General features: G+C 66.9%; 20 protein-coding genes. 12 read left to right on the top strand and 8 right to left on the bottom strand.

The window, feature by feature from the left end:
- Positions 1-62 precede the first annotated feature (62 nt).
- Positions 63-317 (bottom strand): DUF1272 domain-containing protein, encoded by a 255-nt coding sequence (locus tag AB4Z01_RS29225; RefSeq protein ID WP_441699616.1) that lies wholly within the window; start codon positions 315-317, stop codon positions 63-65.
- A 129-nt stretch (positions 318-446) separates the two neighbouring features.
- On the opposite strand from AB4Z01_RS29225, the gene AB4Z01_RS29230 reads away from it, so the two are divergent.
- Entirely contained in the window at positions 447-1,037 is a 591-nt protein-coding gene (locus AB4Z01_RS29230) for an AP2/ERF family transcription factor (RefSeq protein ID WP_441699618.1), read from the top strand.
- Here AB4Z01_RS29230 and AB4Z01_RS29235 read toward each other — a convergent pair.
- Positions 1,034-2,404 (bottom strand): glutamine synthetase family protein, encoded by a 1,371-nt coding sequence (locus tag AB4Z01_RS29235; protein ID WP_441699619.1) that lies wholly within the window; start codon positions 2,402-2,404, stop codon positions 1,034-1,036. The two genes, AB4Z01_RS29230 and AB4Z01_RS29235, sit on opposite strands and share 4 nt — an antisense overlap.
- Positions 2,405-2,587: 183 nt before the next feature.
- On the opposite strand from AB4Z01_RS29235, the gene AB4Z01_RS29240 reads away from it, so the two are divergent.
- The 4 genes from AB4Z01_RS29240 (at position 2,588) to AB4Z01_RS29255 (ending at position 7,467) form a co-directional block, all read left to right on the top strand.
- Positions 2,588-3,928, top strand: a complete 1,341-nt coding sequence (locus tag AB4Z01_RS29240; RefSeq protein ID WP_441699621.1) for a glutamine synthetase family protein — start codon at positions 2,588-2,590, stop codon at positions 3,926-3,928.
- A gap of 30 nt (positions 3,929-3,958) precedes the next feature.
- On the top strand, positions 3,959-4,915 hold the full coding sequence (speB, locus tag AB4Z01_RS29245; RefSeq protein ID WP_441699654.1) for an agmatinase: 957 nt from the start codon (positions 3,959-3,961) through the stop codon (positions 4,913-4,915).
- Positions 4,916-5,086: 171 nt separating this feature from the next.
- The gene (locus AB4Z01_RS29250; protein WP_441699622.1) at positions 5,087-6,103 is read left to right on the top strand and encodes an LLM class flavin-dependent oxidoreductase; all 1,017 of its coding nucleotides are present in this window, start codon (positions 5,087-5,089) and stop codon (positions 6,101-6,103) included.
- Between the two features lie 110 nt (positions 6,104-6,213).
- Positions 6,214-7,467: an Hsp70 family protein gene (locus AB4Z01_RS29255; protein WP_441699623.1), complete on the top strand. Its 1,254-nt coding sequence runs from the start codon at positions 6,214-6,216 to the stop codon at positions 7,465-7,467.
- A 130-nt stretch (positions 7,468-7,597) separates the two neighbouring features.
- Here AB4Z01_RS29255 and AB4Z01_RS29260 read toward each other — a convergent pair whose 3' ends face one another.
- On the bottom strand, positions 7,598-8,572 hold the full coding sequence (locus AB4Z01_RS29260) for a hypothetical protein (protein WP_441699624.1): 975 nt from the start codon (positions 8,570-8,572) through the stop codon (positions 7,598-7,600).
- Positions 8,573-8,583: 11 nt separating this feature from the next.
- On the opposite strand from AB4Z01_RS29260, the gene AB4Z01_RS29265 reads away from it, so the two are divergent.
- The 7 genes from AB4Z01_RS29265 to aguA all read left to right on the top strand — a co-directional run bounded on the left by AB4Z01_RS29265 (position 8,584) and on the right by aguA (position 16,817).
- Positions 8,584-9,432 (top strand): phosphodiester glycosidase family protein, encoded by an 849-nt coding sequence (locus AB4Z01_RS29265; RefSeq protein WP_441699626.1) that lies wholly within the window; start codon positions 8,584-8,586, stop codon positions 9,430-9,432.
- A gap of 227 nt (positions 9,433-9,659) precedes the next feature.
- On the top strand, positions 9,660-11,045 hold the full coding sequence (locus AB4Z01_RS29270) for an aspartate aminotransferase family protein (protein WP_441699628.1): 1,386 nt from the start codon (positions 9,660-9,662) through the stop codon (positions 11,043-11,045).
- A gap of 212 nt (positions 11,046-11,257) precedes the next feature.
- Positions 11,258-12,355, top strand: coding sequence for a polyamine ABC transporter substrate-binding protein (locus AB4Z01_RS29275; RefSeq protein ID WP_441699629.1), 1,098 nt, complete (start codon positions 11,258-11,260; stop codon positions 12,353-12,355).
- Positions 12,356-12,429: 74 nt separating this feature from the next.
- Positions 12,430-13,578 carry an ABC transporter ATP-binding protein gene (locus AB4Z01_RS29280; RefSeq protein WP_441699655.1) on the top strand — a complete coding sequence of 383 codons (1,149 nt, stop codon included), beginning with the start codon at positions 12,430-12,432 and terminating at the stop codon, positions 13,576-13,578.
- Positions 13,575-14,543 carry an ABC transporter permease subunit gene (locus AB4Z01_RS29285; RefSeq protein ID WP_441699631.1) on the top strand — a complete coding sequence of 323 codons (969 nt, stop codon included), beginning with the start codon at positions 13,575-13,577 and terminating at the stop codon, positions 14,541-14,543. The genes AB4Z01_RS29280 and AB4Z01_RS29285 overlap by 4 nt, the downstream gene beginning before the upstream one ends.
- Entirely contained in the window at positions 14,540-15,376 is an 837-nt protein-coding gene (locus AB4Z01_RS29290; protein ID WP_441699633.1) for an ABC transporter permease subunit, read from the top strand. Before AB4Z01_RS29285 ends, AB4Z01_RS29290 begins: the two co-directional genes overlap by 4 nt.
- A gap of 421 nt (positions 15,377-15,797) precedes the next feature.
- A complete protein-coding gene (aguA, locus tag AB4Z01_RS29295) occupies positions 15,798-16,817 on the top strand; it encodes an agmatine deiminase (RefSeq protein ID WP_441699635.1) in 1,020 nt (339 codons plus the stop codon).
- Positions 16,818-16,841: 24 nt separating this feature from the next.
- On the opposite strand, the gene AB4Z01_RS29300 is transcribed toward aguA, so the two are convergent.
- From AB4Z01_RS29300 to AB4Z01_RS29320, 5 genes are all read right to left on the bottom strand, one after another.
- Positions 16,842-17,261 (bottom strand): DoxX family protein, encoded by a 420-nt coding sequence (locus AB4Z01_RS29300; RefSeq protein WP_441699636.1) that lies wholly within the window; start codon positions 17,259-17,261, stop codon positions 16,842-16,844.
- 183 nt (positions 17,262-17,444) lie between these two features.
- Positions 17,445-18,059 carry an NAD(P)-dependent oxidoreductase gene (locus AB4Z01_RS29305; protein ID WP_441699638.1) on the bottom strand — a complete coding sequence of 205 codons (615 nt, stop codon included), beginning with the start codon at positions 18,057-18,059 and terminating at the stop codon, positions 17,445-17,447.
- A 115-nt stretch (positions 18,060-18,174) separates the two neighbouring features.
- A complete protein-coding gene (locus AB4Z01_RS29310) occupies positions 18,175-18,735 on the bottom strand; it encodes a YcbK family protein (protein WP_441699640.1) in 561 nt (186 codons plus the stop codon).
- On the bottom strand, positions 18,725-19,360 hold the full coding sequence (locus AB4Z01_RS29315) for an ATP-dependent Clp protease proteolytic subunit (protein WP_441699641.1): 636 nt from the start codon (positions 19,358-19,360) through the stop codon (positions 18,725-18,727). The genes AB4Z01_RS29310 and AB4Z01_RS29315 overlap by 11 nt, the downstream gene beginning before the upstream one ends.
- A 109-nt stretch (positions 19,361-19,469) precedes the next feature.
- Entirely contained in the window at positions 19,470-20,522 is a 1,053-nt protein-coding gene (locus AB4Z01_RS29320; RefSeq protein ID WP_441699643.1) for an extracellular solute-binding protein, read from the bottom strand.

Consider the following 20,522-nt stretch of genomic DNA (forward strand, 5'->3'; position numbering starts at 1 on the left):
GGCTTAGCCAGATCGGGGCTATGCCGCGCGGCGCCAGGCGTGCCGCAGGGCTCAACTCGCCCTTAGCCTTCGGCGGCCGGCCGGCATCCCTCCGGCTTGAGCACCCGAACAGCCGAGGCGGGGTGGCGGGCCAGTGCCGCCGGTGGCCGGATCGGGCGTGGCGCAAAGCCGCCGCCGCAATTCGGGCAGCGGCCGCCCAGCACCGTCCCGGCACAGCTCGCACAGAAGGTGCATTCGAAGCTGCAGATCATTGCCTCCCGCGAGTCGGGCGGCAGATCCTTGTCGCAGCATTCGCAGTTCGGTCGCAGCTCCAGCATTCGCTTGTCCTCGAAGGATTCCGGCCGGGAGTTTCGCCCGGGCGGCGACTGCCGCATCTCCGGAATCATACAAATGGTTAATGCCTCGACAACTGCTGCAAAAGCAGGGCGCGCTGTGTCAATATCCCCTTGACCAACATGGAGATCTCGATGCGCGTCAGCCGAATTGACAACCCCGCAAAGCGAATGCTCGGTTGGCTCGTGCGGTATTCGGTCGCCGGGCGGCACACGCGCAAGTTTTTTTCAGATCTGGCCCATGGCGGGTCCTCGAAGAAGGCGAAGGCTGCCGCCGAGGCCTTCGCCCTGGAGCATCTGCCCGATCACCAGGAGATCCGGTCGCTGCGGACGCGGCTACTGCCGCGCCGGAACACGCCACATGGTGTCCCCGGGGTTGCACGCTATGTGCGTCCCGGCGGGACCTCCGCCTTCTGGACTGCCTATTGGACCCAGGACGGCGTGCGCCGCCAGAAGAAGTACTCAATCACCCAGCTGGGCGAGCACGAGGCGCGGGAACTGGCCTTCGCCACCCGCGCGGAGATGACCGCCGGCAATGAGGAGCGGCTGACGGAGCTGCTTGAAATCTATCTGCACGACCGCAAGACCGCAGCGGCCAAGCGGCAGCGCCGCCCGGCCGAAGAGCCGGCGGCCGCCCCGCCGGAGACGCCGAAGCGGCGGCCCCGGCCGGCGGAAGCCAGCCAGGAGCGTCGCAGCAGGGCCTAGACCTTGCTCAGATACCAGTCGTATTCGAGCTGGCTGATCTGGGAAAAGAACTTGTCCCGCTCGGCCCATTTCAGGGCCAGGTAGACGTCGAGGAACCGGCGGCCGAAATACTCGTTGAAGAAGGCCGAGCCGTCGAGTTGCTCCAGCGCCACGATCCAGGACGAAGTCAGCGTCGGCTCGATCTTGGCATAGGCGTTGCCCTGGATCGGCGGGCCCGGATCGATCTGCCGCCTGATGCCGTGGTGTGCCCCGGCCAGCACTGCCGCGACCACCAAATAGGGGTTGCTGTCGGCGCCGGCGACGCGGTGCTCGACCCGGCGGTCCTTCGGTTTGCCCGGCGGGATGCGCAGCGACACGCTGCGGTTATTGGCCGCCCAGGTCGGGGCGTGCGGGACGTAGGAGTTCGGCTGGAACCGGCGGAAGGCGTTCTGGTTCTGGGCGAACACCGCCATGCCATCGGCCATGGTGACGCCGAGGCCGCCGATGGCGTGCCGCAGCATCGGGGTGCCGTGCGGATCCTCGGCGGCGAACAGGTTCACGCCATCGGCATCCAGCAGGCTCATATGGATGTGGAAGCCGCTGCCGGCCTGGTCCGGGTAGGGCTTGGCCATGAAGGTCGCCTCGACCCCGTGCTTGGCCGCGACCGACTTGACCACGCGCTTGAACAGCACCGCGTCGTCGCAGGCCTCCAGCGGGTCGTCGACATGGCGCAGATTGATCTCGTATTGCCCCGGCGCGTATTCCGAGACTAGGCTGTCGACCGGAATGCCCTGCGCCACGCAGGTGTCGTAGATCTCGTGCAGCAGGTCGTTGAAGTCGTACAGCTCGTCGATGCCGTAGACCTGGGTGGTGTCCTGGCGCTTGCCGCTGATCGGCGACACCGGCGGCCGCGGCCGGCCGTCCTCACCGCGCTTGCGGTCGACCAGGTAGAATTCCAGCTCCACCGCCACCACCGGGTGCAGCCCGTCGTCGCGCAGGCGCTGCACGATGTTGGCCAGCACGGTGCGCGGATCGGCGAAGAAGGGGGAGCCGTCGAGGTCCTGCATCGCCAGCAGCACCTGACCCGTCGGGCGCGACAGCCACGGCACCGGGTCGAGCGTGTGCGGGACGGGGAAACAGTCGCGGTCCGCATCGCCGTCGGCAAAGCCGAGGCCGGTCTCTTCGACCGTTTCGCCGGTGATGTCGGTGGCGAAGAGGGAGCCGGGGAAGGTCAGGCCGTCGCGGAAGATCTTGTCGAGCGCGCTGACGGGGACCTTCTTGCCGCGCAGGACGCCGCACATGTCGCAGACCAGGGCGTCGATGTGGGTGATGTCAGGAAATTGTGCGCGGAAATTGCTTACGATGTCGTTCGATGTGCGTTCATGCATTTGGTCACGCAATTGTTGCCGAGAGGCCTTCATCCTCGCAGCCGGCCTGGAAGTGTCAAGCCGGGCCGAGTCGCAGCGGCCATGCGGCGCCCGTTTCCGCTTCCCACCCCCCCGGGGGGCTCGGCTATGGTGACCCGGCTGAAACGAGAAGCGGGGTCCGCCTAAAGGGGCTGACCAGATTTTATGCAAAAGATGGTGGACTTCATTCACGAGCACGGCGTGACCGAAGTCGAGTGCCTGGTCCCGGACATCAACGGGATCGCCCGGGGCAAGATCTTGCCCGATGACAAATTCATCAAGGGCCTGAAGACCCGCGGGATGCGGATCCCGGAATCGATCTTCATGCAGACGGTGACCGGGGACTACCCCGACGACGACGTCACCAATGCGGCCGATATCGACATCTACATGGTGCCCGACCCGCAGACGATCCGGATGGTGCCGTGGTACGAGGAGCCGACGGCGCAGGTGATCTGCGACGCGGAATATGTCGACGGCAGCCCCTGCGAACTGTCCTGCCGCCACGTGCTGCGGCGGGTGCTGAAGCTGTACGAGGCGAAGGGCTGGAAGCCGCTGGTGGCGCCCGAGCTCGAATTCTACCTGGTGAAGAAGAACATCGACCCGGACTATCCGCTGGAGCCGCCGATCGGCCGGTCCGGCCGGCCGGAGACCGGGCGCCAGTCCTACGGCATCGACGCGGTCAACGAATTCGACCCGATCTTCGAGGAGATCTACGACCATTGCGAGGCGATGGGCCTCGACGTCGACACTCTGGCGCATGAGGCCGGGGCGGCGCAGATCGAGATCAACTTCAACCATGGCGACCCGCTCGAGCTCGCCGACCAGGTTCTGATCTTCAAGCGCACGGTGCGCGAGACGGCGATGCGCCACGACGTCTACGCCACCTTCATGGCCAAGCCGCTGCAGAACGAGCCCGGCAGCGCCATGCATCTGCACCAGAGCGTGAACGACGCCAAGACCGGCCGGAACCTGTTCGCCACCGAGACCGGCGGGAACAGCGACCTGTTCCTGTCCTACATCGCCGGCCTGCAGAAATTCGTGCCGGCGGCGATGCCGCTGTTCGCGCCGAACGTGAACTCGTATCGCCGCCTCGATCCCGAGAGCGATGCGCCGATCAACGTCCATTGGGGCATGGACAACCGCACCGTCGGCTTCCGCGTTCCGATCGACGAGCCGCAGGCCAAGCGGGTCGAGAACCGGGTCGCCGGCGCCGACTGCAACCCGTATCTGATGTTCGCGGCCTCGCTGGCCTGCGGCTATCTCGGCATCGTCAACGAGATGCAGCCCTCGAACCCGGTCGAGGGCTCGGCCAAGCGCCTGGCTTTCACCCTGCCGCGCCACCTCTATGACAGCCTCAACAAATTCTCCGCCTCGCGCCCGCTGCGCGAGGTGCTGGGCGAGAAGCTGGTCGATGCGGTGTGGTGGGTGAAGAACAAGGAGTACGACGCCTATCACCGCGTCATCAGCTCCTGGGAGCGCGAGAACCTGCTGCTGAACGTCTGAGCCGGCCGGCAAGATCGGGAGGGGACCTTGGTGGGCAAGTTCGAGCCGCTGGATTCGGGGCAGGTGCCGCGCTTCGCCGGCATCCCGACCTTCATGCGCCTGCCGGTGGCGACGCCCGCCGAGGTCGACATCGCCCTGGTCGGCGTGCCGTTCGACGGCGGCGTCACCAACCGTGCCGGGGCGCGGCACGGCCCGCGCGAGCTGCGCAACCAGTCCAGCCTGATGCGCCGGGTACACCACGTAACCGGCGAGTCGCCCTACGACCTGGTGCGGGTCGGGGATTGCGGCGACGCCCCGGTCGACCCGATCAACCTGGCGAAGTCGTTGGAGTCGATCGCCGGCTTCTATGCGGATCTGCACGAGGCCGGCGCGGTGCCGGTCTCGGCCGGCGGCGACCATCTGGTGTCGCTGCCGATCCTGCGCGGCATCGCTGCCGGCGGCGCGGTCGGGCTGATTCAGTTCGACGCCCATTCCGACACGTATGACAGCTTCTTCGGCAACCCCTACAACCACGGCACGCCGTTCCGCCGGGCGATCGAGGAGGGGCTGGTCGACCCGAAGCGGATGGTCCAGATCGGGCTGCGCGGCTCGATCTCCGACGCCGGCAACTACGATTTCGCCAAGGCCTGCGGCATCCGCATGATCTTCATCGAGGAGTTCGACCGCCGTGGCCCCGACGATGTGATGGACGAGGCACTGGAGATCCTCGGCCCCGGCCCTGTCTACGCGACCTTCGACATCGACGCCCTCGACCCCTCGATGGCGCCCGGCACCGGCACGCCGGAGATCGGCGGCATCACCACCCGCGAGGCCCAGCGCATGGTGCGCCGCCTGGCCGGGCTGGACCTGATCGGGGCCGACCTGGTCGAGGTCGCGCCGCCCTTCGACCCCTCGGGCCTGACCGCGATCACCGGGGCGACCCTGATGTTCGAGCTGCTCTGCGCCGTCGCACCGGGCGTGGCCGCGCGCCGCGGGGCGCTCGCCTGACGGGACTGACGTCAAACGACGGTCGGGAAGTTTGCGCCCGGCCCGAGTCTCACCTCTGTCCACAGCTGTCCGCCGTCCGCGGCGGATGTCCGCCATGCGGCCGGCGCAGCCATGCCGGATCGCCTCGCGCCTTGAACCGGGGCCGCGGCCGCCAAAGTTCAGAGGATGACATTGCCGCTCTCGGTCCTCGACCTCGCGCCGATCGCCTCCGGCTCTCCGCCCGGCCAGGCCGTCCGCAACTCGCTCGATCTCGCCCGGCTGACCGATCGGCTGGGCTTCACCCGCTACTGGGTGGCCGAGCACCACTCGATTCCCGGCGTGGCCTCGACCGCACCGGAGATCCTGATCGGCCATGTCGCCCAGGTGACGCAGCGGATCCGCGTCGGGTCCGGCGGGGTGATGCTGCCGAACCACGCGCCGTTGCGCGTGGTCGAGGCCTTCAAGATGCTGGAATCGCTACATCCGGGCCGGATCGATCTCGGCCTCGGCCGCGCCCCCGGCTCGGACGGGCTGACGGCGCTGGCTCTGCGCCGGTCGCAGGAGGCCGTCATCGCCAACGACTTCCCGGAGCAATATGCCGAGCTGCGCGCCTTCGCTGACGGCACCTTCCCGGCCGACCATGCCTTCCGCAACGTCCACGCGGTGCCGGAGGACGTACCGCTGCCGCCGGTCTGGATGCTCGGCTCCAGCGAGTTCGGCGCCCGCTTCGCCGCCCGGATCGGCTGCGGCTTCGCCTTCGCCCATCATTTCAGCCCGCAATACACGATGCCGGCGATGCATCTGTATCGCACCAACTTCCAGCCCTCGCCGGAGATGCGTGAGCCGCATTCGATCCTGACCGTCTCGGTCTACTGCGCCGAGGACGCGGCGGAGGCCGAGCGGCTGGCGGCGCCGCACCAGCTGTCCTGGGTGCGGCTGCGCAGCAACCGGGCGGGCGTGCTGCCGAGCCCGGAGGAGGCGCTGGCCTATCCCTACACGCCGGAGGAGAAGCGCGTCGCCGAGAACTCCCGCCGCAACCAGATCGTCGGCACGCCGGAGACGGTGAAGGCCGAGATCGAGCGCCTGGCCGGCGAGACCGTGGCCAGCGAGGTGATGATCACCAGCATGATCCACGACCACGCCGCCCGGCTGCGCAGCTACGAGCTGGTGGCGGAGGTGTTCGGCCTGCAGGGCACCGCGACGGCGTGACGCCGCCGCGGCCTCTTCCCCTCGCTCCCGACATGCGCTAAAAGCGCCGCCCTTTCCCAGCCCCGTCCGACCGGATCCGGGGCTTTTGGCGTTGCGCGGCGGAGGCGGAGATGGCGGTCTGCGGCCTGGATTTCGGCACCTCGAACTCGACCCTCGGCATCGTCGATTCGCGGGGCGCGCGGCTGCTGCCGCTCGAGGATTCGGCGACCGCGCTGCCCAGCGCCATCTGGTTCGACCTGGTCGGCGGGGCGCCGCGCTTCGGCCGTTCGGCCATCGACTCCTATGTCGAGAGCCTGGACGGCCGGTTGATGCGCTCGATCAAGTCGGTGCTCGGCACGCCGCTGATCGAGGAGGACACCTGGGTCGGGCGCGAGCGCATCGGCTTCAAGCAGGTGATCGCGATCTTCCTGGCTGAGATGAAGGCGCGGGCCGAGGCGGCCTGCGGCCACGCGCTGGAGCGGGTGGTGCATGGCCGGCCGGTGCATTTCGTCGATGACGACCCGGCCGGCGACCGTGTCGCCCAGGACACGCTGCAGGGGATCGCGCGCGAGGCCGGCTTCGACGAGGTATCCTTCGAATACGAGCCGATCGCCGCGGCCCGCACCTATGAGGCCGGGCTGGACCGGGAGGAGGTGGCGCTGATCGTCGACATCGGCGGCGGCACCTCCGACATCTCGATCGTCCGGCTGGGGCCACAGCGCAGGGCGCTGCCGGACCGCGTGGGCGACATCCTGGCCAATGACGGCATCCGGCTGGGCGGCACCGATGTCGACCGGCTGTTCAGCCTGGCCACGGTGATGCCGGCGCTGGGCCTCGGTACGAAGATGAAGCGCCAAGGCGCGGTGGCGCCCAGCCGCTACTTCCACATGCTGGCGACCTGGAGCCGGATCAACGCGCTCTATGCCCCCAAGGTGGTGGCGGAGGTGCGCGACGTGCGCCGCGAATCGCGTGCGCCCGAGAAGTTCGACCGGCTGTTGCGGGTGCTGGAGGGCAATCTCGGCCACAGCCTGGCGCTGCGGGTCGAGGCGGCGAAGATCGCGCTCGGCGACAAGGATCCGACCGTGATCGACCTGCGCCTGGTCGAGCCCAAGCTCGGGCTGCGCGCCGGCCGGGCGGTGCTGGATTCGGCGATCGGCGATGCCGTCGCCAGGCTGTCGGCGCTGATCCGGCGCTGCATCCAGGCGGCGGGCCTTACCCCGGACCGGCTGGACGCCGTGTTCCTGACCGGCGGCTCGGCCCTGCTGCCCGCCTTCCGCGCCGCGGCGCTGGCCGAGGCGCCGGCCGCCCGGGTGGTGGAGGGGGACAGCTTCGGCGCGGTCGGCGTCGGCCTGGCCATCGAGGCGCAGCGCCGCTACGGGCCCTGATCGGGAATCCGGACCATTACCCGTCATGGCGAGGCGCGCAGCGCCGTGGCCATCCAGAGAGCGGTGCTGCTGGATGGCCATGCCCCCTCGGGGCTCGCCATGACGGATCTTAATTTTCGGCTGCCGCTGGTCAGCTGCAGAAGTTCGGCTGGTACTGGTAGACCCACTGGGTCTTGGTGGTTGGGTTGGTCGACACCCAGCCGGTCATGCCGTGGATGGCGTCGAACATCAGCTTCGAGCGCTGGTCGACCTTGTCCGTGAAATCGCCATTCTTGTGTTCGACCTTGAACGACACCTCGGCGCCGGCGACGTTCAGGGATGGTTCGGCATACCAAAGCGTCAGGGTGAATTTCGCTTTGCTCTGGCCGAGGTCGCTCCTCGGCCCGTCATAGGTTCGCTCGGTGATCGACAGGGCGCCGACGATGGCCAGCGGCTCCTGGCTCGGCAGGTTCAGCGACTTGGTTGGTGGGAATAAGTCGACCACGTCGCTGAGGGTGGTCAGGGTCTTGGTGGCCGACAGCGGCTCGGTGGTGGAATGGGAGTACACCCAATTGTCCGACGTGATGTCCGCCTCGAGCTTGGTCTCGGCGCCGCTGACGCTGCCGCTGACATCGGCCTGGGCGGCCTTCGACTGGCTGTCCGAGCGGAACTTCAGGTTGATCTCACGCTCGGAGCCCGTGACCCGTTCGYGGAGACTGTAGCTCAGTTTGTTCAGCCGGCAGGTACCCGGCGAATCGTAGTAGCGGACGGTGCGCACCTTGTCGACGGCGAAGCTGCCGTCCACGGTGCGGTCGAAACCGGCGGCGGTCAGCCTGGTCCGCAGCTCCGCCAAGAAGCTGTCGACGTTGGCAACCGGCTGTGTCTGCAACTTTGCCGGATCGAGCAGGACCTTGTATTCCTTGCCCGTCAGCGGATCGTCCGCGGCCTGTGCGGTGCCTGCCAAGCCCAGCAGCAGTCCGGCCAGTCCGAGGTGAAGCCATGTCAGTGTTCGGCGTGAATTCCCCAGCATGAAAATTCTCCAGATCAATGTCGCAATCAAATGCAGGCCAAGCGGCCCGTATGCAGCCAATGTCTCATCAAACGCCTGATCGGCAACGCTTGGCAAGATTCGTGCCGATGCTTGTGCTGCTGCTGCTGACCGCCGCCTGCGGCGCGGCCGTGAGCACGCCCAAGCCGGCCGAGATCGCGCAGCCGGCCCCGCCGGCGGCGGCCACGCTCGCGCCCGCGCCCGCGCCGGGGGCTTCCTCCTTTACAACGCCGGAGGGCGGGGCCGTCGGGCGGCCCTGCAGGGCAGTCTCCTTCGAGGCGGTCGACTACACGATCTGCGAGATCGACCTGCGCCGCTACCGCCTCGGCCTGTTCTTGCAGGATCGCGACGGCCGGCCCTATGGCTCGCTCTACGCGTTCAAGCGGGCGATGGCGGCCGCCGGCGATTCGCCGGTCGTGGCGATGAATGCCGGCATGTACCACGAGGACCTTTCGCCGGTCGGCCTGTTCGTTTCCGGCGGGCGGGAGCTGCACCCGGCCAACGAGGCGGATGGCGACGGCAACTTCTTCATGAAACCGAACGGCGTTTTCTACGCCGATGGCGAGCGCGCCGGGATCCTGGAGACCGGAGCCTTTCTGCGCCAGGCCCCAGCCGCCGGCATCGCCACCCAGTCCGGCCCGCTGCTGGTGATCGACGGCGCCCTGCATCCGCTGTTCAGCGACGACGGCCCGTCGCGCAAGACCCGCAACGGCGTCGGCATCCGCGACGACCACACCGTGGTCTTCGCCATCTCGCGCGACGGGGTCAGCTTCGGCAGTTTTGCCCGGCTGTTCCGCGACGCGCTGGGCTGCCGCAACGCGCTCTATCTCGACGGCTCGGTCTCGGCGCTGTCGGCGCCGGACGGGCTGTCGGTCGGCTGGGGCATCCGGGTCGGCCCGATCCTGGCGGTGTTCGACCGCAGCGCGCCGGTGAGCTGACGGCCCGATTCGCTCGGCTAGTGACGCCGCACGCCGGCAGCGATATGCTTGCGGCACCATGACACGGCCACGGCCCCATCGCAGTCGTCAATCGCGCAAGCAGCAGCTGATGCTGCTGTGCGCGCGGATCGGCTATAACCCGCCGCGCGCCTGACGTTGCTACGGGACCGCTGCAAGAGGCGGCCCGGTTTCCGCATTTTTCGTCCGGATTCACGCGAGGTCGCGTCATGAACAGTTTTGCTGCCAGCCGTACCACCGCCGAGTGGAAGGCGCTGGACACCGCCCATCACCTGCACCCCTTCACCGACTACAAATCGCTCGCCAGCGAGGGCGGCAGCCGCATCATCACCCGCGCCGAGGGCGTCTGGCTGTGGGATTCCGAAGGCCGCCAGATGATCGACGGCATGGCCGGGCTGTGGTGCGTCAATGTCGGCTACGGCCGCAAGGAGCTGGCCGATGTCGCCCATGAGCAGATGCTCGAGCTGCCCTTCTACAACACCTTCTTCAAGACGACGACGCCGGCCGCGGCCGAGCTGTCGGCCAAGCTGGCCGAGATCACGCCGGCCGGCCTCAGCCGCGTCTTCTATGCCAACAGCGGGTCGGAGGCGAACGACACCATCGTCCGCATGGTCCGGCACTTCTGGGACCTGAAGGGCAAGCACCGCAAGAAGACCATCATCGGCCGGCAATACGGTTATCATGGCTCGACCATGGCCGCGGTGTCGCTGTGCGGCATGGGGGCGATGCACCGCCAGGCCGACCTGCCGTTCCCGGGCTTCCACCACGTCATGGCGCCCTACTGGTACGACAATGGCGGCGACCTGGAGCCCGAGGCCTTCGGCAAGCTGGCTGCCAAGGCGGTCGAGGACCGGATCAAGGAGCTGGGCGCCGACAGCGTCGCCGCGGTGATCGCCGAGCCGATCCAGGGCGCCGGCGGCGTCATCATCCCGCCCGCCAGCTACTTCCCCGAGCTGCAGCGCATCTGCCGCGAGCACGATGTGCTGCTGATCGCCGACGAGGTGATCACCGGCTTCGGCCGCACCGGCGAATGGTTCGGCTCCGACCTCTTCGGCATCAAGCCGGACCTGATGACTCTGGCCAAGGGCATCACCTCAGGCTACCTGCCGCTCTCCGCCGTCATGGTCGGCGACCGGGTGGCTGAGACGCTGATCGAAGAAGGCGGCGAGTTCTATCACGGCTTCACCTATTCGGGGCACCCGGTGGCCTGCGCCGTGGCGCTGGCCAACATCCGGATCCTGGAGCGGGAAAGGCTGGTCGACCGCACCCGGACCGATATCGGCCCGTATTTCCAGGACCGGCTGCGCGAGGCCTTCGCCGACCATCCGATCGTCGGCGAGGTGCGCGGCGTCGGCCTGATCGCGGCGATCGAGCTGGTCCAGGACAAGGCTACCCGGCAGCGCTTCCCGAACTACGGCTCGGTCGGCACCCAGTGCCGCAACCACTGCTTCGCGAACGACCTGGTGATGCGCGGTGTGCGCGACGCCATGGTGCTGTCGCCGCCGCTGGTGATCTCGCGCGACGAGGTCGATGAGCTGGTCCGGCGGGCCAAGCTCGCGATCGACGCCACGGCGCGGGATGTCGGCAAGATGTAAGGGGGCAGGGCGGCCATGATACGGCCGCCCTTCTTCGTTGTGGACGGGGTTGCAAATGTCACGGACGCAGGGCACAGGGAGGACGGTTCGAGCCCGTTTTGTGCACCGCGCCATCGCCGCGATTGACAGCCTTCATGGCGGCGAGTTGCATTGAATCAGAAGGGGAGCCGGCTCGACGGATCTCGAACAGATCACAGACAGGGAACGGGTACATGAAGCGTCTCGTGCAAAGCCTTCTCGCGACCGCGGCGCTGTGCGCCGTGGCAGTGCCGGCTCTGGCCCAGGAGAAGGTCGTCAACATCTACAACTGGTCGGACTATATCGGCGAGACCACGCTGGCCGACTTCACCAAGGCCACCGGCATCAAGGCCGTCTACGACACCTATGACGGCAACGAGGCGCTGGAAGCCAAGCTGCTGACCGGCAATTCCGGCTACGACGTCGTCGTCCCGACGGCGCAGCCCTTCCTGTCGCGCCAGATCAAGGCCAAGGTCTATCTCGAGCTCGACAAGTCCAAGATCCCGAATTGGAAGAACCTCGACCCGGCGCTGATGAAGCTGGTCGAGACCGCGGATCCCGGCAACAAGCACGCCATCATCTACCAGTGGGGCACGGTCGGCGTCGGCTACAATGTCGACCAGGTCAAGAAGCGCCTGGGCGACGCGACGCCGGACAGCATCGCCATGGTGCTGGACCCGGAGAACGCCAAGAAGCTGGCCGATTGCGGCATCACCATGCTGGACAGCCCGACCGACGTCATTCCTTCGGTCCTGAACTATCTCGGCCTCGATCCCAACAGCCAGAAGCCGGAGGATCTGAAGAAGGCCGAAGACGCCCTGATGAAGATCCGACCCTACCTGAAGTACCTGCACTCGTCGCAGTACATCAACGATCTGGCGGGCGGCAACGTCTGCGTCTCCCTCGGCTGGTCCGGCGACGTCAACATCGCCAAGACCCGGGCCGACGAGGCGAAGAACGGCGTCACCATCGACTACTTCATCCCCAAGGAAGGGGCGCAGATCTGGTTCGACATGGCGGCGATTCCGAAGGATGCACCGCACCCGGACGAGGCTTACGCCTACATCAACTTCCTGCTCGAGCCGAAGGTGATGGCCGGGATCGACGACTTCGTCGGCTACGGCAACGCGGTGCTCGGCGCGAAGGAGCTGATGAACCCCGACATCGCCAACGAYCCGCGCATCTTCCCGCCCGAGGATGTGATGAAGCGGCTGTTCGCGATCACCGAGGCGTCATCCAGCTACGAACGCCTGCGGACGCGGACCTGGACTCGGTTCCGCACCGGCCAGTAGACAGCGCGGCCGCCGCATCCCAGACCGGATGCGGCGGCCGTTCCACTTTTGGGGGACAGGGGCCGGAGACCGGGATSGGGCAAGCCAAGCCGAAGCAGCAGACGGCGCCGCAGCCATGGCGCAATCCGGACGAGAAGCCTTACGTCCGGATCGAGAAGGTGACCAAGAAGTTCGGCGATTTCACCGCCGTCGACGATGTCAGCCTGTCGATCTATCGCGGCGAGTTCTTCGCCCTGCTGGGCGGGTCCGGCTGCGGCAAGACCACGCTGCTGCGGATGATGGCGGGGTTCGAGCGGCCGACCGAGGGCAAGATCTTCATCGACGGCGTCGACATGACCGCGGTGCCGCCCTACGACCGGCCCGTCAACATGATGTTCCAGTCCTATGCGCTGTTCCCGCATATGACGGTGGAGCAGAACATCGCCTTCGGCCTGCGCCAGGACCGCGTGCCGTCGGCCGAGATCAAGACCCGCGTCGCCGAGGTGCTGGACCTGGTCCAGCTCGGCCGCTTCTCCAAGCGCAAGCCGCACCAGCTGTCGGGCGGCCAGCGCCAGCGGGTCGCCCTGGCGCGCAGCCTGGTCAAGAAGCCCAAGATCCTGCTGCTGGACGAGCCGCTCGGCGCGCTCGACAAGAAGCTGCGCGAGCAGACCCAGTTCGAGCTGGTGAACATCCAGGAGAAGGTCGGCATCACCTTCGTGGTCGTCACCCACGACCAGGAGGAGGCGATGACCATGTCCTCCCGGATCGCGGTGATGAACTCCGGCTACATCTCGCAACTGGGCACCCCGGCCGAGATCTACGAATACCCGCAATCGAAATTCGTGGCCGACTTCATCGGCTCGGTGAACCTGTTCGAGGGGCGGATCGCCGAGGACCATCCGGAGCATGTCATCATCGACAGCCCGGAGGCCGGCTGCCGGCTGTATATCAGCCATGGCCTGCCGGTGCCGGTCGGGACCCAGGTCTGGGTCGCGGTGCGGCCGGAGAAGATCGCCATCTCGAAGCAGCCGCCCGGCGAGGACGGCACCAACAGCACCAGGGGTGTGGTCAAGGAGATCGCCTATCTCGGCAACCTGTCGATCTATCTGATCGCGCTGCCGAACGGGAAGACGGTGCGGGTGACGGCGCCGAATGTCTCGCGCCTGACCGAGATGCCGATCACCTGGGAAGACGAGGTCTGGCTGTCCTGGCAGCCCTTCGCCGGCGTGGTGCTGACRCAATGACCGCGGTGACGGCGAGCGACGCGGCGGACGGCGCCGCCCCGCGGGTCGCGGCGGGTCCCTCGATCCTGCGGCGGCTGAGCGGCCGGCTGGGCCGCAGCTGTGTCATCGCGTTGCCCTATGTCTGGCTGTTCCTGTTCTTCCTCGTCCCCTTCGTCATCGTCCTGAAGATCGCTTTCGCCGACAAGGTGATCGGCCAGCCGCCTTACACGCCGCTCTGGGACTGGATCGACGAGGCCCATCTCGGCATCTCGCTCAGCATCGGCAACTTCCAGTTCCTGCTCGATGACCCGCTCTATGTCAGCGCCTATTTCAGCTCGGTGAAGATCGCCGCCATCTCGACGGTGCTGAGCCTGCTGATCGGCTATCCGATGGCCTATGCCATCGCCCGGTCGAGCCAGCAGTGGCGGGTGCCGCTGCTGATGCTGGTGATCCTGCCGTTCTGGACCTCGTTCCTGATCCGGGTCTATGCCTGGATCGGCATCCTCCAGCAGCAGGGATTGCTCAACAACCTGCTGATCTGGCTCGGCATCATCGACCAGCCGCTGGAGATCCTGCACACCGACACAGCCGTCTATATCGGCATCGTCTATTCCTACCTGCCCTTCATGATCCTGCCGCTCTATGCGACGCTGGAGAAGCTGGACGGCTCGCTGCTCGAGGCGGCGGAGGATCTCGGCTGCCGGCCGTGGAAGGCGTTCCTGCTGATCACCCTGCCGCTGTCGCTGCCCGGCATCATCGCCGGCTCGCTGCTGGTGTTCATCCCGGCGGTCGGCGAATACGTCATCCCCGAGCTGCTGGGCGGCATCGATACGCTGATGATCGGTAAGGTGCTGTCGAACGAGTTCTTCCAGAACACCGACTGGCCCGTCGCCTCCGCGGTCGCGATCGTGCTGCTGCTGGTGCTGGTGATCCCGATCATGGTGTTCCAGTACGTCCAGGCGAAGCAGCAGGAGGCGGAGCGATGAGGCGGCCCTGGTTCCTGTTCACCTGCCTGGTCTTCGGCTACGCCTTCCTCTACGTGCCGATCATCCTGCTGATGATCTACTCCTTCAACGAGAGCCGCCTTGTGACGATCTGGGGCGGCTTCTCGACCAAATGGTACGGCACGCTGCTGGAAAACCAGCAGATGCTGGATGCGGCGCGGCGGTCGTTGGAGATCGCCGCCATCGCCGCCACCGTCGCCTGCGTCTTCGGCACCGTGGCCGGGCTGGTGCTGGCCCGCTTCGGCCGGTTCCGTGGGCGTACGCTGTTCTCCGGCCTGGTCACGGCGCCCCTGGTGATGCCGGAGGTGATCACCGGCCTGTCGCTGCTGCTGCTGTTCGTGGCCATGGAAGGGCTGTTCGGCTTCCCGCAGGGCCGCGGCATGGTGACGATCACCATCGCCCACATCACCTTCTGCCTGGCCTATGTCGCGGTGATCGTGCAGTCGCGGCTGGTCAGCCTCGACGAATCAATCGAGGAGGCGGCGATGGATCTCGGCGCCCGGCCGCTGACCGTGTTCTTCTGGATCACCCTGCCGATCATCTCGCCGGCGGTGATCGCCGGCTGGCTCCTGTCCTTCACCCTGTCGCTGGACACGCTGGTGATCACCAGCTTCGTCTCCGGCCCCGGCTCGACCACCCTGCCGGTCTACATCTTCTCCAAGGTGAAGCTCGGGGTGACGCCGGAGATCAACGCGCTGGCCACTATCATCGTGGTGATCGTGACCACCGGCGTGGTAATCGCGGGCGGGCTGCTGGTGCGGCACGAGAAGAAGCGCCGGCGGGACGAGCAGCTCGCTTTCGCAGCGGGAACGTAGGGCGGAGCCGGCCGAAACGGCGTTTTCCGCCGATTTCAGCCTTCGGCGCGCAGGACTCTGAGTCATGCGTGGCGCGCAGGTGACCCTCGGCGTTTGCCCCTGGAGCAAAAATCGGGCCGTTCGACTATATCTACGGCGTTCAAGAACAATTCATGAGCTTCTCATGTCGTTTCTGTCGATCTTTGGAACCATTCGTCTGGCGCCGTTCGGTCGCCGTTTGACGAAGGGGGAAAAGTCGATCTCTCGGCGCCGCATTTGATTGCCACGCTGTCATCTTAGTCCTTAGGGACGATCGGTTTCTCGGGCCTGGCCGGTTGGTCGGGCCCGATCCATATCCGGGGTCCGAAAACCGGCTCTTTCATCCGGACGCGGCGGAGGCTAGCCTCTGGCGCTTGAGCCTGAACCACTGCGGAACCCCATTGTGACCGTCCCTGCATCCCTCGGCTACGTCATGCCCGCGGAATGGGAGCCCCACAGCCGCTGCTGGATGGCCTGGCCCTGCCGCGACGAGGTCTGGGGCGAGCAGATGGACGCCGCCCGCACGGCCTATGCCGACGTCGCCCGGGCCATCGCCGATTTCGAGCCGGTGACCCTGGTCTGCAACCCGTCGGATGTGGCCGAGGCGTCGCTGACCCTCGGCAACGGCACCGCGATCGACGTGGTGTCGATGGAGATCGACGATAGCTGGTTGCGCGATTCGGGGCCGACCTTCCTGCTCGACCGCAACGGCCATCTCGCCGGCGCGCATTGGCGCTTCAACGCCTGGGGCCAGAAATACCAGCCCTATAGCCGCGACGCGGTGGTGGCGAAGCGGATCCTGAAGCATGTCGGCGCCCGGCGCTTCCGCGCCCCCTTCGTGCTGGAGGGCGGGGCGATTCATGTCGACGGCGAAGGCACGGTGCTGACCACCGAGCAGTGCCTGTTGAACCCGAACCGCAATCCGGACATCACCAAGGCCCAGGTCGAGCAGAACCTGCGCGACTGGCTGGGCGTCTCGACCGTGATCTGGCTGCCGGAGGGGATCGAGGACGACGAGACCGACGGCCATGTCGACGAGATCGCCTGTTTCGTCCGGCCGGGCGTGGTGCTGGCGTTGTCGACCGACGACAAGAGCGACGGCAATTTCGACACGCTGCAGACCAATCTCGACATCCTGCGCTCGGCCAAGGACGCCAAGGGCCGACCGCTGCAGGTGATCGAGGTGCCGCAGCCGGCGCGGCAGGAGCACAACGGCAAGCGGCTGAGCCTGTCCTACGTCAACTTCTACATCGCCAATGGCGGCATCGTGATGCCGGCCTTCGACGTGGCCGAGGACGAGCGCGCCTTCCGCATCATCCGCGACGCCTTCCCGAACCGCCGTGTCGTGCAGGTCCATGCCCGCGACATCTTCCTCGGCGGCGGCGGCATCCACTGCATCACCCAGCAGCAGCCGGCGCCGTAGCGCCGGCTGCTGCCGCGGGAATGGTCAGGCCATCGCCAGGCGCGGGTTGCGCACGGCATCCAGGCTCCAGGCCCCACCGCCCGCGGCGGCGAGGTACAGGAACACGAAGCTGTACAGCGCCGCCAACTCGCCCTGGTTCAGGATCGGGAAGAAGCCGCCGGGTGCGTGGGCCATGAAATAGGCCACCGCCATCTCGCCGGACAGGATGAAGGCGACCGGGCGGGTGAACAGCCCGATCAGCAGCAGCACGCTGCCGACGATCTCCATCACGCCGGCCAGGCCGATCAGCGAGAACAGCTGCAGCCCGTCGAAATAGGCGACATGCGGGAAGCCGAACAGCTTGGCCATGCCGTGCTGCAGGAAGAACAGGGCGGTGGCGATGCGCAGGATGCTGAGCACGCGCGGCGCCCAGGTACGGTCGAGCTGGTCATTCAGGTCAGCCATGATCGTCTCCGGATCAGATGGGAGGAGGGGTGCCGCTTGGGCCTTGAGCCCGTCGGTCCGGGCCCGGTCGGACGTCGATCCGGGCCCGGTGGTGGCGTTGCGATTGAGTTGCTTTTGCGGTCCGCGGTCAAGCCGCCGATCGCACAACAATTCGTCGCGCCGCGGACAACAATGGGCCGAGACTCAGTAGCCCACCGTGAAGCGCTGCCGGGTATGGGCCGGCTTCTCCAGCTCGTCGATCAGGGCGACGGCATAGTCTTCCTGGCTGATCCGGCTCTGCCCGTCCGCGCCGACCAGGAGCTGGTCGCCGCCCAGCCGGAATTTGCCGGTGCGTTCGCCCGGCGCGATCACTGCCGAGGGCGACAGGAAGGTCCAGTCGAGGCCGGTGTCGCCGCGCAGCAGGGTCAGGTAGTCGCGGCCTTTGGACGCCTCCTCCTTGTACAGCGCGGGGAATTCCGGCGTGTCGACCAGCTGTACGCCGGGCGCCACTTCCAGGCTGCCGGCGCCGCCGACCACCAGATAGCGCCTGACGCCCGAAGCCTTGACCGCCTGCAGCAGCAAGGCGGGGTCGGAGGCGGTGTAATGCACCGAACTGATCACCGCGTCATGCCCCGCCAGCAGCTTCGCCAGCCCGTCGGCGTCGAACACGTCGCCGCGCTTGGCGGTCAGCTTCGCGTGCTGCGGCAGCTTCTCCGGGTTGCGGACGATGCCGGTGACCTCGTGGCCGCGGCTCAGCGCCTCGGCCAGGATCTTGGAACCGACATTGCCGCTGGCGCCGATCAGGGCGAGCTTCGCCATGGAATTCTCCGAACTTGGTTACGAATAGGTACCGGCGGCAAGTTCGGCATTCCCGCCCGTTCGCACAAGAAGGGTGTTGAAAGTAACCGAGGGACCGCGGGATGACCGGCGGCGGTCAGAACCGCTTGTACCAGAGCCGCTTGGGCCCGGTGTCGAGATGCACGAAGTCGGAGCGCCAGTAGAGGCCGAGGCCGCCGCTGGCGACCGCCCGGGCGTGATTCGCCAGGAACACCATGCCGTAGCCCTGCACCGACAGGTCCACCGCCTTGCCCTGCAGGTGCAGGCTGTTGCGGGCGGCGCCTTCGGGGCGAAGCTTCTCGTTGGTCTCGGGGGTGCGGAAGCCGGAATGCAGGTTGATCGTCACCCGCCGCTTGGTGGCCACCTGATAGCGCCGGGACATCAGCCACAGCAGGTCGAAGACGCCAGGGTCCATGTCGGTCGCCACATCGACATGATGGTCGCGCAGCAGCCAGTTCAGCTGCTTCGATGCGTCGGCACCATAGGCGCCGTCGACGGCGTAGACGTCGTCGAAGCGCTCATCGGTGTGCGGGTTGTAGAGCCTGAGGCGCCGCTCGCCGGTCTGGTCGACGGCGGGGGCCGCGGCGGCGCAGAAAGGAAGGGCGGCGAGCCCCAGCAGGGCCCGCCGCCGCGTCAGCCGAACTGGGTCAGCCGGCATCCTTGATGCTGTCGATGATCTTGCCGACGACGCCGTAAACCTTCGCCTCCTCGGCCGACATCCAGTAGTTCCGGTCGGTGTCGCGCTCGACCTTCTCGATCGGCTGGCCCGTCTCCTTGGCGATGATCTCGTTCAGCCGGCGGCGCATCTTGATGATCTCGCGCGCCTCGATGTCGATATCGACCGCCCGGCCGCCGGCGCCGCCGGACGGCTGGTGCAGCAGGAACCGCGTGTTCGGCAGCGCGAAGCGGTTCTCCTTCTTCGCCGCCAGGTAGATATGGGCGCCGGCGCTGGCCACCCAGCCGGTGCCGATCACCTTCACCGGCGCGCCGACGAAGCGGACCATGTCGTGGATGGTGTCGCCGGCCTCGACATGGCCGCCCGGCGAGTTGATCACCAGCCGGATCGGCTTCTTGTCGTCGTCGGCGGCGAGCGCCAGCAGCTGCGCGCTGATCCCCTGCGCCAGCTTCATGGAGATTTCACCGAACAGCAGCACCGTCCGGTTCTTGAAGAGGATGTTGCCGATCTGCGGCCCAAGCTCCTCCTTCTTCTCCTTCTCGGGGCGCTCTTCCTCTTCTTCCTCTTCCTCGTCGTCGAGACGCGGCGGGAACGGGCGGTCGACCATGGGGGATCCTGTCACTTAAGAGATCTGTCAGTCCTGCAAGAGGTAGCGTGCCGGACCCCGCTTCGCAACCAGGGCCTTCCGGCAATGATCGCGAAGCGGGCGGGGCGGCTTACGATTTGAGGCGGGTCCAGACCCGGTCGCGCAGCTCGACCGCCGCGGCGGAGCAGTTCTTGTTCGGGTTCAGCCGGCCCAGATCCTCCTGCGGCGTGTTCACCGCCGGGTCGTCGCGCAGCTTCGCGTCCATGAACTCCGGCGAGCCCTTGATGCCGTTGTTGTAGCCGGTGAAGTTGCTGACCGCGGCGATGGTCTCGGGCTTCATCATCCAGTCGATGAAGATCTTGGCGTTCTCGACGTTCCGCGCGCCCTTGGGCACGGCGAAATTGTCGTTCCAGAAGTTGATGCCTTCCTTCGGATAGACATAGGTGACGGTCGGCTTGCCCTCCTTGGTCCGGTGCGAGGCGCCGTTCCACTGCATATGGGCCACCACCTCGCCCGCCACCATGCGCTCGATCGTGCCGTCGGAGTTGTACAGGGCGACGGCCGGCTTCTGCGCCTCCAGCAGCTTGAAGATTTTGCCGGCGTCCTCGCTGCTCTCGGTGCAGAAATCGACCTTCAGGTACATCGCCGCGGCCTTGTAGACCTCGACCGGGTCGTTCAGCATCGCCAGCTTGCCCTTGAACGGGCCGTCCGGGTTGAAGATCGACCACCAGCTGTCGTCGACCTTGCCGCCTTCGACCTTGGCGGTGTCGTAGCTGAAGCCGGTGGTGCCCCACATATAGGGGGCGGAGTATTTCCGCTCCGGATCGTACCAGGGCTTGTCGTGCGGCGCGCCGACATTCTTGAAATTGGCCATCTGGCCGGCGTCGATCTCCTGCAGCAGGCCCTGCTTGACCATGATGTCGACCATGTAGTCGGACGGCACCACGACGTCGTAGCCGGCGGCGCCGGCCTGCAGCTTGGCCAGCAGGGTCTCATTCGAATCATAGACGTCGAGCGTGACCTTGATGCCGGTCTCGGCCTCGAACTTCTTCAGGAGCTCCGGCGGGTAGTAGTTCGACCAGTTGTAAAAATAGAGCTCGCCGGCGGCCTGCGCGGCCGACGCCGCGGTCAGCGCCCCGACGGCCGCGACGGCGGCGAGAAGAAGCTGTCTTGCGGATCTCAT

The organism is Inquilinus sp. YAF38, from assembly GCF_052113205.1.
GTDB lineage: Bacteria > Pseudomonadota > Alphaproteobacteria > DSM-16000 > Inquilinaceae > Inquilinus.